The following is an 18,252-nucleotide window of genomic DNA, read 5'->3' as shown; positions in this document are numbered from 1 at the left end:
TGGAGGCTTTTATTATTCTTCATCATCACTATTGTAATACTCTCTATACTGTCTTAATGATTCCTTACAAGCTAATATTGGAAGTAAGACAAAGTATAATAACCAAAAACATATAATTATGCAAACTATCTCAAGTGGAAGAGGATTTATTCTATTTAAAAACCCAAAATAGATGAAAGCCAGTATTGATAAAGCTTGAAATATGCGCCCTAATACCTTTAAGTACCGAGGATATTTCACTTTCCCAAGTATGCAATATTGACGAAAGGACATTTTAGATTTCATTGTTTTTATCTCCTTTTATGCCCAGACCTTAATAATATCATAGAAGTAATCAGCATCTGCATATTCGTTTGCAGCTTTAGCTACTAAATCAGCAAATTTATAAAGAACTCCAAATGCTGCTCCAACTGCCGCCGCTGCTGCCGGTATTCCTAGCCCACCTGTAATCAAAGGAAAAGCAAAACGAAGCATTGACACAATAATAGTAAAACCTGCAAAACAAAGAGATAATTGATCCGTATAACCGTTATATAATCTAATAGATTTAGAATACCACTCACATCTTCTTATTTGCCAGCTGCTTAAACCATTATAGTTGATGGTATATCTAGCCTTGCAGCCTATTCTCATATAAGTTGTCTTATTTCTATACCCCATCTGATACCATAATCTCTGAGCAAAAATCGTTGTTGTTTCAACAATCTTTCCCCATGAAATTGGCTTTCTTGCCTTTAGCATCTTATCTGATGATAATATCGGATTAATTCTATCATCCTTTTTGGAAGCCAGTATCCCGGACTCAATCGGTCTGCCTTTGGCATCAAAAGTCTTCAACTGAATGTCGGACTTATTAATTGTATATAGAAATCTTTTATGATTCTTATAACTGATGACTTCTACAATTCTTTGATTGCCTCTATCATTAACTTTGACAATGGCATCCTTGTCCTTATATACGACTTTTTCTCCATTATATGCAAAAGCATCATGCATATTAGAAGTAAGTAAAAACAGAAAAGCGGATAAGATAATGAGTGTATATTTTCTTAATTTCTTCATATAAATTCCTCCTATTGTATTTAAAAAAATATAATAAGCATGCCTATATGAATAGAATAACCGTTTTATTGTTGCTCTAAAAGGATATAGGCATGACTAAGGAAAAGCAGAGAATCACCCCTAGAAAGAGAATAAATTGATTTTCCATAGACACACCTCCCTAATAAAATACTTTCTAATACTATTTTAATATTTATTTCACATAAAAGCAATAGTTTTTTGAAATCATATAAACTAAAAGCCTCCAAATGAAAGAGGTACAATTTATTTCATTTAATTTCAATCATTTTATCAAAATTATCAAAGTTTCTCTTATATACTATACTTTTATTCTTAAACGTAGATGATATAAAATGCATCTGTGTTTATATTTTACATATTTTATTTGTTCAAATATTCTAGTAACGACCGCAATACATTTACAATACTCGGATATCTACGCAGTAATTCTTTACTTCTTACTAACTCCCCAGCATAGTCAAATACTTTACGGAACTGAATTATGCTTTCATCTGATTCATTTATACCCATCAATTTTTAATTTTTCGAATATAAGCGTTAATAGTATATCCATATAAGTTTATTCTTTCTATCCCCTAATAACTTATTCTTGCTGAAATATGATGTAAGTCCAACTCCTCTTCTCCAAAGATTAACCTTATGTTAAGCTGAGTAGGGTTTACATCATTGTCCAATGTTCCAACAAGTCTAACATCTATCACCGGTTTAAATTGAACCCCATCCATTGAATCTTTGAATCTTTGATTTCGTATGATATGTTTTCTAGCTCTTTCTAAAGGAATAGCTCCCCAGCATTTTATTGGTTCTGCTCGCTCTACAATCATTCTAGGTAAGTATTCCGGAGCAAACTGGTTAGGTTCTATATGTAAACCTCCATTTATTCTAAAAGATTGATATAAATCCTCAAACAGTTTGCTTCTGCTATTTGCATACTTACATTTAAAACCGATAATGTCTTCAATCGCTTGAGCTATGTCATCAATATGTTCATTAATAAACTCTAGAATTTCCTGATTCTCTGGTGTATCCGGTCTTGCCTCGTAAATTCTTTGCCAGTTATTAGCATTTCCTTCATAATTTACGCAGTTAAACTTAGATTCTTCATCAAAATTCAAACCGCTGATTTCACTTCGTGTATGAGCTGCATACATTCTCCTTGCTCTATTTTGTGTTGTATTATTTTTTCCACCAATGATTTGAACGGAAGAACCACAATTTGGACACAATGCATACTTTTTTCCCTTTTGATAATAAGGATAGTTTTTGTTTGTTTTATCTTCAAAATTATCAATATTAAACGGGATACCTGTATTTAACTTTATATATTTCATTAATTCACATCCTCCATTATTATTTATGCTGAGCTTTAAATTTACAAGCCGATTAAATGACTACATTTTTAGTTCTATTGTCTCAAATCTCTTTTATTATTCTTTGATTTTATCAATATGTCTTTTAATAACTGAGAATGGAGCTGCTCCGCTTTCTATTAATGAAGCTATAAACTTCTTATGATCAAACTTCTCTTTTAATCTATTTTTTGTTTCTTTTAATAATTGATTAATCTGAAGATATCCCAGATAATAAGGAGCAAAAGCTCCGGGATTAGCCCATAACTGTTCATATTGTTTTTTAGCCCCATTATCATCTAAGCTAAATCCATAGTTTTTCATTTCACTCTTAAAGCGATCTAATGTCCACCCATCATAATGAATACCGATATCAGCCTGCATAATCGCAATATAAGATAAGATCTCATTATATTTATACGCATTAAGAACATTCTGATTTAAATCTAAATACTTTAAACAATAATACTGACAATAAACAGCATATCCTTCTGTAAATCCTTTATTATTTGCGATAGCTTTCATATAATGACTCTTATTATGAGCATAAGTATAAGCATATTGATACATATGTCCGGTAATACCTTCATGAGATACCGTAATATAAGTATCTATCTTCTTAATATCTCTGGCATTTGGATTCACTCTGATCTGTTTCTTAGCTTTAGAATCTAAAGCCGGTATATTAAAATAAGCAGAAATACCCCCATCAGTAGCAATCGTCTTATTAATATCCTTAATTTCATATTCAATATTATTTACTTCCGGAAAGTCCTCTTTATATCTTTTTAAATTATACTGAAGTATTTCATCATAGCTATTAAACTGAGTACGAATATTAGTCATAGAAGAATAAATATTATAATTCTGAGTAATAAGCTTTGTAAGCTTCTGATAACTCTCTGTATAGCCATTTGATAATAACTTCTTAATTGCAGACATAGAATCATTAGCTCCCATTTGAGACTGTAATAATAAAGCATAATATTCTTTACCATTAGGGAGTGATGCGTATCCTCTATGATTATTCTTATTTTTTAAACTATTAAAAGTATTAATAATATTAGTATAGGCTTTAAGAAAAGATGAACGAAATGCTTCTTTTAACTGATTCTTATAATCATTAGACTTTATAGTACCTAAATTCAACCGATCAATAGCCTTATTCATTTCACTTAAAACAGCACTATTCATTCCTCCATCAGCAATCTTCTTACAATAACTGATAATACTGTCTATATCACTTATTAATAATCCTTTATCTGCCTGTATTTTTGTATATTCTAAAGCATCATTCACATAAGGAAGAATATCATTAATTAAAACAATTAAATCCTTAGCATCCTGCTCTTTTCTCAGCTGCCAGTCAGAAAATAAAGAAGGCAGTGCTGTATGAATACCATTCATTGTTTTAAAAAATTGTTCATAATAATCAAACTTACTATCACTCATCTTACTATCTAAATCAGATTGAAATTTATAAGTATCATAGATATCTTTTTGTATCTCAGTCAAATCTTTTCTATTAAATGCAGAAAAAGCCTTTCTTGCTTTCTCATTTTCTTTTCTTACTTTTTCAATGTTTTCTTTTGTAGGTCTGGTTCCTAATGATACCTTTACTTTACTTGTATCAATACCATATTTATCAGGATGCTCTAAATAAACATGCATATTCAAATAATCTGATGATATCTCTCTTTTAAATTCATTATCAATAAAGGTGTCAAAAGCCTTTTGATTATTTTCATTATTACCTTTATGATCGCATCCGCTTAATATAAAAGCCAATACAATAAAACTTATCAATAACTGTTTAATTTTCATAAGATCACCTCTTTTTTATCATAGCTTTTCTTTTCTCATTAATCAAGAAAAGAGGAGCATGGCTCCTCTAATTGTTATAATTTACAAAGATATCAGAATAATAATGATATTCTTTATACTTATTCAATAAATTAACTTTTTTATATCTCACTTCTTTCATGTTATCTTTAATTGAATATTTTACTAATATATACCCCCTTTCATTATTTTCTTTATAATAATTTGCACTATAGATAAAGTCACCATAAACCTCAACATCCCTTAATGGATGCTTAAGATTAAATATCTTTTCTTCTCCTGTTTTTGTATGATAGAAAGTCATCTTTCTACCTTCATATGTAGGTGACTCTGAATTCATAATAATAAGCCAATCGCCATATTTATTAACATGGCCTAGCTCCTTTGTTTTAATTTTAATAATCTTAAAATCTAAGCTCTTCACATCCAACTCAACAATCAGATTATTACTTATCTCTTCACTTCCATCCTCATTAGTTTTACTAGAAACAGGCAGATAGATTTTATCATTAATAACGACTGCTTCTGTTATGCTACGCCCATATTGAGATAAGTCTATCTTCTTAATTAAGTTTAATTGCTTATCATAAATATTAATAAATTCTTTCCTTGAATCTTCAAGAAGATTGTAAGGAACTACTATCTTGTCTCCGGCTAAGAAAAGATTTAAAGTTATAATATCATTAAAAGTAATTTCTTTTACTTTCTTATTATTATAATCTGTTTGAGTTATATAAACTTTTCTATCCAAATTACTGATTGTATATGTGTATTTATCATTCGCAATAACACCTTGAATGTTTATCCTATCCACATCATAAAATTTAATATTTCTTGTATTCCTGTTTAATTCTATGATTTTTTTGTCATCATTCTTTCTAGTTAAACCTCTTGCTTCAAAATAAGCATTTTCTTTTTGGTATGAAGATTCTCCTAAATTCTTTGAAACACCGGCTGCTTTTAAACTATCCTCACCCTTTATATTAAAATCGCCATCAAAATAAACAATCTTTGTATTTCTCTTATAGATAGACGTTTCAATAACTCCTAGTTCCCAGTCTATCTTTTCCTTCTTTTCATTAACAGTACATCCTGTGGCTAAAAGTAGAAAAAAACATAACAATAGTTTTTTCATTTAACTGCTCCTATAAAGTAAGGTTGTCTTTGGTCCTTCAAGTAATTCTACCGGATGTATTGCTTTTAAAGGTCCAATATCAAAACTAGGTGTATTAAGGTCAACACCGCATGTATCTAGATAAGCTGCATATATAAGCTGTGAACAATAAAAACTTTTTCTAGTTCCCATATTATAATAGTTATAATTATATGGTTTTCCAATCTGCTTTACACAATAGTCACCGGCTTTGGCATCTTGTTTAACCGATGTTCCTTTTACTCCTAAAGCGTAACACTTACTATGCTGGGTATCCCAATTATTATAACCCCACTGAACACCATCTCCCAAGGATTCTATAATCCAACCTCTATCATAAACCATGCCTGCATGTCCAAGAGGGACGACTCCTTTATATTTATCAGGAGTATAAAGTATAACACCTTTTCTTTTTGGATACCTTCCTTTAGCGGCTCTGACTCCACGATTACTCCCAGTTAACGACTTAGGCTGATATACCTGCTTTTTATCTCCCTGTTTATTTAATCTGTCAACCAGTTTAGGATCAAATACCTTATTAATATATTCTTCTCTTTCCTTATCATTCATTTCAGATACATCTTTTGCCTGTACGCCAATTAAGCTCGAATTAAAAACTAACAACAATGATACAATAAATACTATTCCTTTTTTCATCTTATTCACTTTCCTTTCTAAAATATTTATTATACATAAGCAAGAGTGAATATTATGACCTTCACTCTTTAGATAAAGAAACCATTGATATCACGTCTCCTTTCCTAAATTATAATATTTAAAAGTTAATAATTCAATTCTTTTGTGAACTTTTTATAATGTTTTTTTATGATTCTTTAGTAAAATGAATATTATTATATTTATCTCCTGTAATTCAGTTAAGAAACTCTTTTGTCTATTCTGTCTTAAAAAACTTATATCCATATTCATTTATAATTAGTATATAATACAAGTAAGAGAGGTAATCATATGTCAAAGATTATATGGAAAGGGAATATAGACTGGAATACAGTTACTAATGGAAAACAGGAATGGGATAAGGAAATAAAAGAAACATATATTCCTAATCATGCTGTTTATTTAAAGAGACCTGATAATATTTTTAAAGGATTAACTTTATATTTTATTATTCCTATAATTATTTGTTTTATTATAGTTTTTATAAAGAGAATACAAACAAATGATATATTTATTGATTTTAGATTTTTTCCTCTTTCTTTAATTATAGGCTTTTTTGTAGGTATGCCTTTACATGAATTATGTCATGCTTTATGTTACTATAAGGAATCTAAAGTTTATATCGGCATATCTTTAAGACAATTAAGAGCTTTTTGTATATCTCCTTGTAGATTAAAAAGAAATCGTTTTATATTAATGGCTTTATCTCCTTCTTTATTAGGTATTCTATTTATGATTTTATTTTTAATAACTCCTGTATCTATGAAATGGCTTATTACTATCTCTATGATACTTATGTTTATGGGATTAATATCTCCCGCTCCTGATTATAGAGATATTGTATTAATATTAAAGCAAGTACCTAAGAATGCTTATATTCAGCCCGGTAATAAAGGATATATATGGTATCAATAAAAAAGAATAGATTTCTCTATTCTATATCTAAAGCTATTAAGTCATCAAATGTCTGTCTTCTAACTACAAGCCTTGATTGCCCTTTATAAGTAAAGACAATCGCTGGTTTAGGTAACTGATTATAATTTGAAGACATCGTATAGTGATAAGCTCCTGTAGAAAATATCGTAAATAGATCACCTGATTCAACAGAATCAGGTATTTTAATATCTCTAATTAAAATATCACCGCTTTCACAACATTTTCCTGCAATAGTAACAATTTTATTTTTCTTTTCTGATGCCTTATTCGCAATAATACCTTCATACTTAGCATTATATAAGGCTGTTCTAATATGATCAGTCATTCCTCCATCTACTGCAACATAGGTCTTCATACCCGGTATTTCTTTAATAGAGCCTATTGTATAAAGAGTAATACCGGCATTCCCGGTAACATATCTTCCCGGTTCTATCATAACTGACGGATGAGTCCATCCTCTTTGATCATAATGAGAATAAATAATAGACATAATTGTTTGAGTAATTACATTAAAATCTAAGGGTTTATCTTCTTGAATATAAGCTATACCATATCCTCCGCCGGCATTAATTTTACTCGTTACGATATGAAATGTCTGATAGATTTCATCCGCAAACTTCATAAACTTATACATTTCTTCTTTATAAGCATTTAAATCAAAGACCTGAGAGCCTATATGAGCATGTAATCCTTCATAAACTAAAGAAGAAGATTCTAATACCTGTTGAATAGCCTTTAAATATATTCCTTCAGATGATGGAAAACCGAACTTTGTATCTTTCATACCGGTTTGTATTTTTTCATTAGCTCCCGCTTTAATTTCAGGTACAACACGTAATGTAATAAAGACTTTCTTATTAAGCTTAGAAGCTATTCTTTCCAATAAATCTAATTCATAGAAATTATCTGCTACAAAATGATAAACATTATTATTTAAGGCATAATTTATTTCCACGGGAAGTTTATTATTTCCGTGGAAATAAATTTTATCAGGATCAACACCTGCTTTTAAAGCTATACTCATTTCTCCGGCACTGACACAATCTATCCCAATATTATATTCTTTAATCAGTTTATACATAGCTAAACAGCTAAATGATTTAGAAGCAAATAAAGCTAAGCTCTTTTCATACTGATTCATAAAGACTTGTAATTCTTCCAATTTATCTCTTAAATGTCCCTCACTCATAACATAAAGAGGTGTTCCATATTGCTTAACTAAATCAGAGGCTCTAACATCATCTATATACAATTCATTATTCTTTATTTGAGCATATTTTGTCTGTATTATCATAGTATCCTCATTCATAGAGATTCTTTAAATCATAGAATCCCGGTTCTTTATTTATTAATACTTTGACTGCTGATACAGCTCCCTTTGCAAAAATATCTCTAGAAAGAGCAGTATGTTTTATTTCTATCAATTCATCTTCTCCACCATAAAGAACAGTATGTTCTCCACATATTGTTCCTGCCCTGATAGAAGATATTCCTATTTCATTTCTATCTCTCTTCTGATGTCTAGACTCTCTGTCATAAACAGGATAACTGTCTTTAATAGACTCAGAAGCACTTTGATAAAGCATTTTTGCAGTTCCACTAGGAGCATCTATCTTACGATGATGATGGGCTTCAATAATTTCTACATCATAATTGTTTGTATAGAATTCTTTGGTAAATTGAGAGACGATCTTATTAATCATAGCAACACCAAATGAAGTATTATATGACTGAAAGATAGGAATCATCTTTGTATACTCTTTGATTAATTCCAGTTGTTTCTGATTATATCCGGTTGTTGCAATAACACCCGGGATACTCTTTTCTTTTAAATAAATTAAAATTTCTTCTAAGTTATTAGGATGTGAAAAATCTATAAGAGCATCTGCTTCTTCTTTAACTTCTTCTAAAGAATAATAATAAGGAACATCAGGTGTTATATCAAAGTCATGTGATATAACAGCAATTAATTCTAATGATGGATCATCCTTAACAGCCTGACATACTTTCTTTCCCATGACTCCATATCCATAAACAAGAACTTTCATATTAATACCTCTTACTTTCAAATAAATCCATTGCTTTAAAGAGTTTATCTTTATTCTCTTTTGTCGTTTCTATTAATGGTCTTCTTAAAGAAGCGTTTTTAATAATTCCCATATGTTTTAATGCTGCTTTAGGCATAATAGGATTAACATCTATAAAGAGATTCTTAGAGACATCATTTAAATCAATCGCAAGCTTTCTGGCAAATTCTAAATCACCTTTTAATGAAGCCTGAGCTAGCATTTCTATTTCTCTTGGATAAAGATTAGATGTTACAGAAATAACTCCTTTTCCTCCTGCTGCTATAAAAGGAAGAATATTATCATCACAGCCGCTATAAATATCAAAATCTAATCCCTGTGTTCGTGTTAAGCATTCCATTAAATAAGAGATATTATCAGTAGCATCTTTCATACCAATAATATGAGGATGTTTAGCAAGCTCTTGAACTGTTTCAGGAGTAATAGTCATTCCTGTTCTTCCCGGAACATTATAAATAATCATTGGTATATTGACCTGATCAGCTATATAAGTATAATGATCAATTAATCCTCTTTGAGATGTCTTATTATAATAAGGTGTAACCACCAAATAAGCATCAGCCCCTGCCTTTTCATCATATTTAGCAAGTTGTAAAGCTGTATAAGTATCATTATTGCCGGCACCGGCAATAACTTTGACTCCGGTTCCTTTAGCCATTTCAACTGTAATATCAACCAGTTTATATTCTTCTTCTACAGTAATCGTTGCGGTTTCACCGGTTGTTCCATTCACAAGTAAAGCCTGTACCCCACCATCTATCATTCTTTGAACCTGTCTTTTAAATCCTTCAATATCTAACTGTCCATCTTCAAGCATTGGTAAGACTAAAGCAACAGCACTTCCTTCAAATAATGACATTTACATCATCTCCTTTATCTTTTCATAAATAGTTTTTAAATATTTCTTTTCTACTACAAAATCCATACTTGTTTCACTAGTTGTAACCTGTCTAAAAGAAATTTGACAATCTGCAAATATCTTAAAAATATGATAGGCAACTCCGGTTTCTTCAGCCATATCTCCCGATATAGATATTTTTCCTATATTCTTATAAGAATACATTTCTATTCTAGGATGATTCTTTTGAATCTCCATAATAGCCTCATTTAACTGACTCTGACAACTTTCATCAGCTGTAAAATCTATTTGCATTTCATCACTTAACATAATACTTGATATCATATCAACATTTACATTATGTCGGCTGATAATCTTAAATATTTCAGATACAAATAAAGAATTCTTTTCTACATTCTTTAAGCATACCTGAATAATGCTTTCATTAACTTTTACCTGACTGATACTCTTTTTCTTCATCATCTGCCTCCTTATAAAAAAAGCAATAGTAACCTATTGCATCCTCTCTTATACAATAGCTCTCCACAAATATTTTGTGACAATGATATAGATATTCTCTATCTCACCAGAATTCTTTCATATACAGCTTTAAGAATTCTTCGGCGTTATTCCTCTATGACTATCTGACTGTATTCATATAATAGTCACTTCTTAATTTCCGCACCTCTATTTCTTTTTAATTTTAGCACAATAACAAGAATCTAACAATAATTTATGAAAAACAGTTTATATTAAAAATCTTATCTATTTTCTTTCTTTAAATTTTGATATAGACAAATATCTCCTTTTCATATATCATGTCAAATAGTTAGGAAAGAGGTCTTTCAATGAGTATCATAATACAAAAAGAATTCCATAATATCAAAGACTATATAAATGAAGTAATCAATCAATATTTAAATGATTATCACTTAGATATTCCCTATTCTACTAAAGAGAATTTATCTATTCATTTATCATTATCTATTAGCCGATTATTATCTAATAGCTTTATCAGCTATAGTGAATCACAGCTTATTCAATGTAAAAATTTAGAAACATATCCTATTGCTAAAAAGATTATTTCATCTTTAGAAGAACATTTTTGTCTTAAAATGGATAAAAATGATATCTATTATACAGCTATGTATCTTTCTAATCTCTCTTTATTAGATTTAGATTTTGATATATCAAGTGATATTGTAGGTGAAGATGTAGAAAATATTATGAATGAAGCATTATTAGAAATTAAAGATAAATTAGGATATGATTTAAAACAGCATAAAGAATTTTATAATGGCATAACTCTTCATTTCTATCCGGCTATTGAAAGATTAAAAACAAATCAGCAGCTTGATAGTAATCCTTTATCTGATATAACTGCTATCAAAGATCAAAGAGAATTTCAATGTGCTGAAATTCTTAATGATATAGTTGAAAAATACTACAGTAAATCATTTAATGATAATGAGCTGGGTTATATTATTCTTCATTTTGGGACAGCTTTTTATAAACAAGCTTAAAGGAACTCTTATGAGTTCCTTATTTTAATATCTTAGATAACACATATAATAAAATACTTTCTACTCCCGAAGCTGTTAAAAGATAAAATGTAACTGTACTAATCAATTTTAATGTCTGATTATTACTATCATTAAGTGATGTTACTATTAAAAATATAAATAGTGAAGAAAGAAATAGTATTAATGAATATTTTAAATATTTCTTATATCTTTCTTTTAAAAATGTATATTTACTCATATTATTTACCTATACAGAATCTCTTAAATAATTCATCTAAAAGATCTTCTTTTGATTGTTCTCCTAATATTTCTTTAAGTTTCTCCCAACTATCATATAAATCAGTTACAATCAAATCAGGAGGTATCTTATTATTCATAGCATCAATAGCTTTATTTAATGATTCATTAGCTTGTTCTAATAATTGAAGCTGTCTTTGATTTGCGAGTACATGAGCATCCTCTCCATTAATTACACTTAAATCAAAACTATTCTTAATATAATCAGTTAAATCTGTAATATTCATATCTTTAGCACTTATATGAATACCTTCTATATCTATAACACATCCCTGATCCTGTTTATTAATAATAATAATACGATGAGTATTCTTAGTTTTATTTAAAAGCATGTAATCTTCATTATCTAAAGGTTTAGAACCATCTAGTACCAATAATACTAAATCAGCTTGTGATATTAATGACAATGATTTCTCTACACCCATTGTTTCTATTCTATCGTCAGTATGATGAATACCTGCGGTATCTATCATATTTAATACAAGATTATCTAATCTGATTGTTCCTTCTACAATATCTCTGGTTGTCCCGGCTATTTCAGTAACAATTGCTTTATCTTCTTCTAATAAGGCATTTAATAAAGAAGACTTACCTACATTAGGCTTACCTACTATAACTGTACTTATTCCTTCTTTAACTAATTTAATATTCTTTGATTCAGATAAGATATGCATCATCTTATCTTTTAATTTCTGAGATTTAGGCAGTAATTTATCAGCTGTTAATTCTTCTATATCATCATATTCAGGATAATCTATATTGACTTCTATCTGTGTAATAATCTGAATAAGATCTTCTTTTAAATCAGTAATAAAATGACTGATACTTCCTTGTATTCCTTTTAATGCCAGTTTTCTTGCTTCATCATTATGAGCAGTTACCAAATCACTGATAGCTTCCGCCTGAGAAAGATCTATTCTTCCATTTAAGAATGCTCGCTTAGAGAATTCTCCTCTTTCTGCCATTCTAGCTCCTTTATGTAAACAAAGCTGTAAAACTCTATTTGTAATAAAGATTCCACCATGACAATTAATTTCAACCATCTCCTCACCGGTAAAAGTATGCTTTCCCCGATAAATAGAAACTAACACTTCATCAATTTTTTCTTCTCCATCAACAATATATCCATAAGATATTGTCTGTGTTCTTTTATTTATAATTTTTCCGGTAAAGAATGATTGTACAAATTCAATCACATTTGACCCGGATAATCTTATAATAGAAATAGCAGCTTCTAATCGTGATGTAGCAACAGCTGCAATAATATCCTCATTCATATGAATCTCCTTATCTATTCCTCACTTTTCTAGTTTTTATGATTATATCATTAATTTTTCTTTTTAAGAAGACTATTAAAAAACACCTCAATAGAGGTGTTAATCCACATAATAAATTGTAATATATCTATTCTTTCCTTCTCCTGAAGATTCTGTTCTTAAATGATCCATTTCAGCAATCACTGAATGCATTACTTTTCTTTCATCAGCAGGCATAGGATCCAATTTAACATCTACATGTGTTTTTTGAACCTGTTTACCAATTCTTTTACCCATTGCTGTAACTTTCTGAAAACGAGATTCTTTATAGCCATTAATATCTAAAGATATTTCAATTTTTTCTTTAAATTCAGTATTGACAGCATGCTTTGTAATAAAATTTAATGTTCTTAAAATAACACCATTTTTACCAATAAGAATAGAATTATTATCAGTATCAATATTACAATAAAATCTATTATCCTGAATAAAAGTTGCTGTTTCAACAGTAAATCCCATATCAGTTAAGATTCTTCTAACAAAGCTGCTCATATATTCTTCTATCATACTATTTACATAACATTCAATAACAGCTTTCTTTGAAAATAATCCTCTTTTTTCTTCAATTATTTCATAATGAAGATCATCTAAAGCAACACCTAGATCTAAGCAGGCATTACTTAATGCTTCATCTACAGTTTTTCCTTCATATGTTTTCATTTTATTCACCTATCTAATCACATTTTCATCCTTCTTAGCTTGTTCTTTTTCAATATAATGAATATGAATATAAACTGTTCTAATAACTGTAATAATATTAGTTGTAATCCAGTAGAATGACATTGCAGTCGGCATTGTCATACCAAAGAAAATAATCATTGCAGTCATCATAATATTCATTGATTTCATAGAATTTTGTGTTTTGCTGGGATGATAATTTTTATCTCTTTTAAGCATCATATTATTAATCTCAATAGCTAAAAACTGAGATAATGCCATGATTACAATAATAATCAGATATTCCCAATGCCCCTTTTGAATTTGTGACATTGGTGTTAATCCTAAGCTTAATCCAAAAGTAGTACTCTCATATAAAACTTTTACTCTTTGTACAGACTGCCACATAGCAAGCATAATTGGTAAAGTTAAAAGCATTGAAAATGAGCCTAACATTGAAACATCATTCTTTTTGTATAAAGCCTGTATTTCCTGTTGCATACGTAACTGACTTGTCTGATCCTTCTTACCCTTATATTTATTTTGAATCTTTTCCATTTCCGGCTGTAACATCTGCATTTTCTGAGATGATACAGTTGATTTAATCATTATAGGCAATAAAATAATATTAATAACAATTGTTAGTCCTACTACTCCAAATAATATATTACCTGTCAGATTATTAATAAATAATATTCCCTTAGCAATTGGAATAACTAAAAAGAAATCAAATATACCTGCAGAAAGTGTCCATTTTGTTTCTTCCGTAATTGCTCGTGAAGCTTTTAAAGTCCCATCAGCATTCATATTGTTAGTACAGCCTGCTAAAATAAAGACAAAAGCTATTAATGCAAAAATCTTTAAATATTTCTTTGTACGCTGATCTAGTACCATTTACTTATCCATCCTTTTTAATGTTTTCTTATATAATGAAATAAGAGAATCTCTATTAGTCTTATAATCATTATTTAAATAATTTTTTCTTACAATAATGATAAAATCATAAGACAAATCTTTATCAAATATTTCATTAGCTAGCATACGTACCTGTCTTTTGATTTTATTTCTTATTACAGCATGACCCAATTTCTTAGAAACAGATAAGCCTATTCTCAAATGCATATCATTCTTTAAATAATAAAGAACATATTCTTTGTTAGATAGACTCTGATGATGCTGAATAATTTTTGTAAAATCTTGATTCTTCTTAACTCTATATTTTTTTTTCATACCTTTTAAGAAAAAAAGCCACATAAAAGTGGACTATTTTTAGACAGTTAATGCTTTTCTTCCTTTTTGTCTTCTTCTAGCAAGTACTCTTCTTCCACCTACTGTAGCCATTCTTGCTCTAAAACCATGAGTCTTTGCTCTTTTTCTTTTATTTGGCTGATATGTTCTTTTCATATTTATACTCTCCTTAACTAAAATTTATTGCTTTATACTTCTATAACATATGCCACACTATTATATGAAAAAAGCTTTTTGAAGTCAATAAAATTTAAAAAAATAGAATATCCTTCAATATTTAAAAATATAATTATATTTATTTATATCCTTTATAATCACATCTTAATCACAAGTTATCCACAAGTGCATAACAATATTCACAGTATTTCTTCAAATTGTTGATATATATGGTTTTTATATCATAATTTATAGTGAATAAAGTGTGCATAGAAGAGTGAATAAAGAAAGTTATTCACAATATATGTAAGTTGTTCACATTTTTTCTTTTTATTATTCACATTCGCTTAATTAATAAATTTGTGGATAATGATTAAATAAAAAGCATTATCAATATTTTAATAGGTGAATAAGTATGTGGAAAACCTGTGAATAACTTTTTTATCTTCATTTTATTCACATTTTAATCTATAATGATTAAAGAAAGAAGGTGGATTATGAATAATCTGGAAGCTAACTGGTCTAAAACTTTAAATGCTTTTGGTCATACAACTACAGATAAAGTCGTTTTTGATTCTATAATCACCTTATTAAAGGCTCGTGAAATAACTGATGATCATCATCTTATAGTTACTGCTGAAACTGAATATAATATTGGCATTGTTAGTGATTATAAAGATCAGCTTGAGGAACTCTATAATGAAATGTATAATGAAGCCATTATTATTGATCTCATGAGTGATGAAAGATATTTGCTTTTACATCAAAAAGAGAATATTTCTTATGATTATGATGATCATTTAAATCCTGATTTTACTTTTTCTAACTTTGTGGTTGGTAATTCTAATAGAATTGCTCAAAATGCATCTTTAGCTGTTGCTATGAAGCCGGGGACTGCTTATAGTCCTTTATTTATCTATTCTCATTCCGGTCTTGGTAAGACTCATTTACTAAATGCGATTGGTAACTATATTAAAGAAAATAAGCCCGGTGTTCAGGTTATTTATTGTACCAGTGAACAGTTTGTAAATGATTATGTAAGTTCAATTGCCAGCAGAACAATGAATGATTTTAATTATCGTTATCGTCATATTGATGTTTTATTAATTGATGATATTCAATTTATTGCTTCTAAAGAAGCAAGCAGTGAGATGTTCTTTAATATTTTTAATAGTCTGCAAAATGAAAATAAACAGATTGTTATTAGCTCCGATAAGCCTCCAAAAGACTTAAAAGGTATTGAACAAAGACTTGTTTCAAGATTTACTAATGGCTTAACTGTCAGTATTGATACACCGGAATTTGAAACATCTAAAGCTATTCTATCTAAAAAGATTGAATTAGAAAAAGTCGATTATCCAATTGAAGAAAGTGTCTTAGATTTTATAGCTTCACATTTTAACAGAGATGTCAGAGAATTAGAGGGAAGCTTAAAAAGATTATTATTTTATAAGCTTGTTTTTGGTATCAATAAGAATGTGATAGATATGGAATTTGCCTTAGAAGCATTTAAAGAAAACTATGAAGTTAGTAAAAAGAATGAAGAAATTACTGTTGATCAGATTAAAAAATGTGTAGCTGAATATTACAATCTGACAGTTTCACAAATTAATTCTAAATCACGTACTTCTAATATTATTGTTGCCAGACATATTGCTATGTATTTAGTAAGAAGTTTAATTGATAGTATTAGTTATATCCAAATAGGAAAAGAATTTGGTGGAAGAGATCATTCCACAGTTATGAAAGCCTGTGATAAGGTAGAAAAGAATATGAAAAAAGATCCTAATTATCATAAAGCAGTAGAAGAAATTAAATCTAAAATGATTTAAGCACCGTAATTCACAATTCCGTATTTTATTTTTCACATAAAATATACTGATGTAATCAATATATTTTTAACTTATTCACATTATTCACAAGATTATTATTATTTATCTTATAAATAAGATAATAAAAGGAGATTAACTATTATGAAATTTACAATTAAAAGACAAGTATTATTAAATGCTCTTGCTAAAGTATCAAGAGCTGTATCTATGAAAAGTCCATTACCTGTATTAACCGGTATTAAGTTTGATTTAGAAAGTGATGGATTAGTATTAACGGGAAGTGATAGTGATATTGTTATTCAGACTAAAGTTACTCAGGATATTAATATTAAAGAAACCGGTTCTGTTGTTTTATCCAGTCGTTATATCTTTGATATTATTAGAAAGATTAATGCTGATGAGGTTCTTATTTATATTGCTGATGGATCGCTAACATGTATTGAAGCAACAGGCTCTTATTTTAATTTAAATGGAACACCTGCTTTTGATTATCCTAGAGTTGATTTAAATAAGAAGGGTATTCATCTTACTATTAATTCATTAAAGATTAAGGATTTAATTGAAAAAACTGCTTTTGCTACCAGCGAAAGTGAAACAAGACCGGTCTTAACCGGAGTTAATTTTAAAGTAGATGGAAATCTTTTAACTTGTATAGCTACTGATAGTTATCGTTTAGCACAGACAAAGACTTCACTAGAAGAAGAGAGTTCTTTTAATGTTATTATTCCTAAGAAATCTTTAACTGAATTATCACGTATTATTGAAAAAGATGAGATTATTGATTTATATGTTTCTGATCGTAAAGTATTATTTATTGTTGATGATTATATTATTCTTTCTCGCTTAATTGATGGTACTTTCCCTGATACATCTCGTTTAATAGCTGATCAGTATGAATATGAATTAAGTGTATCCAGTGAAGATATTCTTGGAGCTATTGATCGTGCTACTTTATTAGCTGATGCTGAGAAAAGTATTGTTACTTTAAATATGTCAGCTGATAAGGTTTTATTAACATCTTCTTCACAAGAAATAGGTTCTGTGGAAGAAGATTTAAATAAGGCTTTCTTTAAAGGAGATAATTTGGAAATATCATTTAGCGGACGTTATTTAAATGATGCTATTAGATCTGTTAATACTAAGACTGTTAAATTACAGTTTTCCGGTAGTATGAAACCTTTTATTGTTAAGGATATGGAATCTGATAATAATATTCAGATTGTTCTTCCGGTAAGAACTTTTTAAAGGATGATTTTTGAT

At 28.9% G+C, this 18,252-nt stretch carries 19 protein-coding genes and 1 riboswitch; of the genes, 4 read left to right on the top strand and 15 right to left on the bottom strand.

The annotated features are described in order from the left end of the window. Positions 1–300 precede the first annotated feature (300 nt). The 5 genes from HMPREF9943_RS00470 to HMPREF9943_RS00450 form a co-directional block, all read right to left on the bottom strand. Complete coding sequence (locus HMPREF9943_RS00470) at positions 301–1,062, bottom strand: hypothetical protein (protein ID WP_004801101.1); 762 nt, start codon at positions 1,060–1,062, stop codon at positions 301–303. Between the two features lie 596 nt (positions 1,063–1,658). Further along, positions 1,659–2,414 (bottom strand): hypothetical protein, encoded by a 756-nt coding sequence (locus HMPREF9943_RS00465; protein WP_004801100.1) that lies wholly within the window; start codon positions 2,412–2,414, stop codon positions 1,659–1,661. Positions 2,415–2,510: 96 nt separating this feature from the next. Further along, entirely contained in the window at positions 2,511–4,256 is a 1,746-nt protein-coding gene (locus tag HMPREF9943_RS00460; protein WP_004801099.1) for a DUF885 family protein, read from the bottom strand. Between the two features lie 67 nt (positions 4,257–4,323). Further along, complete coding sequence (locus HMPREF9943_RS00455; protein ID WP_004801098.1) at positions 4,324–5,409, bottom strand: hypothetical protein; 1,086 nt, start codon at positions 5,407–5,409, stop codon at positions 4,324–4,326. Further along, positions 5,410–6,084 carry a YiiX/YebB-like N1pC/P60 family cysteine hydrolase gene (locus HMPREF9943_RS00450; protein WP_004801097.1) on the bottom strand — a complete coding sequence of 225 codons (675 nt, stop codon included), beginning with the start codon at positions 6,082–6,084 and terminating at the stop codon, positions 5,410–5,412. A 309-nt stretch (positions 6,085–6,393) separates the two neighbouring features. On the opposite strand from HMPREF9943_RS00450, the gene HMPREF9943_RS00445 reads away from it, so the two are divergent. Beyond that, complete coding sequence (locus tag HMPREF9943_RS00445; protein WP_004801096.1) at positions 6,394–7,017, top strand: DUF3267 domain-containing protein; 624 nt, start codon at positions 6,394–6,396, stop codon at positions 7,015–7,017. Between the two features lie 16 nt (positions 7,018–7,033). Here the strand turns inward: HMPREF9943_RS00445 and lysA are convergent, their stop codons facing one another. The 4 genes from lysA to HMPREF9943_RS00425 are packed head-to-tail and all read right to left on the bottom strand — an operon-like array spanning position 7,034 to position 10,443. After that, the gene (gene lysA / locus HMPREF9943_RS00440; protein WP_004801095.1) at positions 7,034–8,332 is read right to left on the bottom strand and encodes a diaminopimelate decarboxylase; all 1,299 of its coding nucleotides are present in this window, start codon (positions 8,330–8,332) and stop codon (positions 7,034–7,036) included. 7 nt (positions 8,333–8,339) lie between these two features. After that, entirely contained in the window at positions 8,340–9,086 is a 747-nt protein-coding gene (gene dapB / locus HMPREF9943_RS00435) for a 4-hydroxy-tetrahydrodipicolinate reductase (protein ID WP_004801094.1), read from the bottom strand. A 1-nt stretch (position 9,087) separates the two neighbouring features. Further along, positions 9,088–9,984, bottom strand: coding sequence for a 4-hydroxy-tetrahydrodipicolinate synthase (gene dapA, locus HMPREF9943_RS00430; protein ID WP_004801093.1), 897 nt, complete (start codon positions 9,982–9,984; stop codon positions 9,088–9,090). Further along, positions 9,985–10,443, bottom strand: coding sequence for an ACT domain-containing protein (locus HMPREF9943_RS00425; protein ID WP_004801092.1), 459 nt, complete (start codon positions 10,441–10,443; stop codon positions 9,985–9,987). Positions 10,444–10,491: 48 nt separating this feature from the next. Further along, a riboswitch (Lysine riboswitch) is annotated at positions 10,492–10,661 on the bottom strand. Between the two features lie 150 nt (positions 10,662–10,811). Between HMPREF9943_RS00425 and HMPREF9943_RS00420 the strand changes: the two genes are divergently transcribed. After that, positions 10,812–11,486, top strand: coding sequence for a PRD domain-containing protein (locus HMPREF9943_RS00420; protein WP_004801091.1), 675 nt, complete (start codon positions 10,812–10,814; stop codon positions 11,484–11,486). Positions 11,487–11,505: 19 nt separating this feature from the next. On the opposite strand, the gene HMPREF9943_RS00415 is transcribed toward HMPREF9943_RS00420, so the two are convergent. The 6 genes from HMPREF9943_RS00415 to rpmH form a co-directional block, all read right to left on the bottom strand. Continuing rightward, positions 11,506–11,724 carry a hypothetical protein gene (locus tag HMPREF9943_RS00415; RefSeq protein ID WP_004801090.1) on the bottom strand — a complete coding sequence of 73 codons (219 nt, stop codon included), beginning with the start codon at positions 11,722–11,724 and terminating at the stop codon, positions 11,506–11,508. A 1-nt stretch (position 11,725) separates the two neighbouring features. Further along, positions 11,726–13,060, bottom strand: a complete 1,335-nt coding sequence (gene mnmE / locus HMPREF9943_RS00410; RefSeq protein ID WP_004801089.1) for a tRNA uridine-5-carboxymethylaminomethyl(34) synthesis GTPase MnmE — start codon at positions 13,058–13,060, stop codon at positions 11,726–11,728. 99 nt (positions 13,061–13,159) lie between these two features. Beyond that, the gene (locus tag HMPREF9943_RS00405; RefSeq protein ID WP_004801088.1) at positions 13,160–13,759 is read right to left on the bottom strand and encodes a Jag family protein; all 600 of its coding nucleotides are present in this window, start codon (positions 13,757–13,759) and stop codon (positions 13,160–13,162) included. A gap of 9 nt (positions 13,760–13,768) precedes the next feature. After that, a complete protein-coding gene (locus HMPREF9943_RS00400) occupies positions 13,769–14,650 on the bottom strand; it encodes a YidC/Oxa1 family membrane protein insertase (RefSeq protein WP_004801087.1) in 882 nt (293 codons plus the stop codon). Beyond that, entirely contained in the window at positions 14,651–14,986 is a 336-nt protein-coding gene (gene rnpA, locus HMPREF9943_RS00395; protein ID WP_040402473.1) for a ribonuclease P protein component, read from the bottom strand. A 39-nt stretch (positions 14,987–15,025) separates the two neighbouring features. Continuing rightward, a complete protein-coding gene (rpmH, locus tag HMPREF9943_RS00390; RefSeq protein ID WP_004801085.1) occupies positions 15,026–15,160 on the bottom strand; it encodes a 50S ribosomal protein L34 in 135 nt (44 codons plus the stop codon). Positions 15,161–15,657: 497 nt separating this feature from the next. On the opposite strand from rpmH, the gene dnaA reads away from it, so the two are divergent. Further along, on the top strand, positions 15,658–16,992 hold the full coding sequence (dnaA, locus tag HMPREF9943_RS00385) for a chromosomal replication initiator protein DnaA (protein ID WP_004801084.1): 1,335 nt from the start codon (positions 15,658–15,660) through the stop codon (positions 16,990–16,992). Between the two features lie 141 nt (positions 16,993–17,133). Further along, on the top strand, positions 17,134–18,237 hold the full coding sequence (gene dnaN / locus HMPREF9943_RS00380; protein WP_004801083.1) for a DNA polymerase III subunit beta: 1,104 nt from the start codon (positions 17,134–17,136) through the stop codon (positions 18,235–18,237). The last annotated feature ends 15 nt before the right edge of the window (positions 18,238–18,252 follow it).

It is taken from the genome of Eggerthia catenaformis OT 569 = DSM 20559, from assembly GCF_000340375.1.
Classification (GTDB): Bacteria; Bacillota_I; Bacilli_A; order Erysipelotrichales; family Coprobacillaceae; genus Eggerthia; species Eggerthia catenaformis.
Note: the sequence above shows the minus strand (reverse complement) of the source record. Positions and strands in the feature narration are given on the sequence as shown.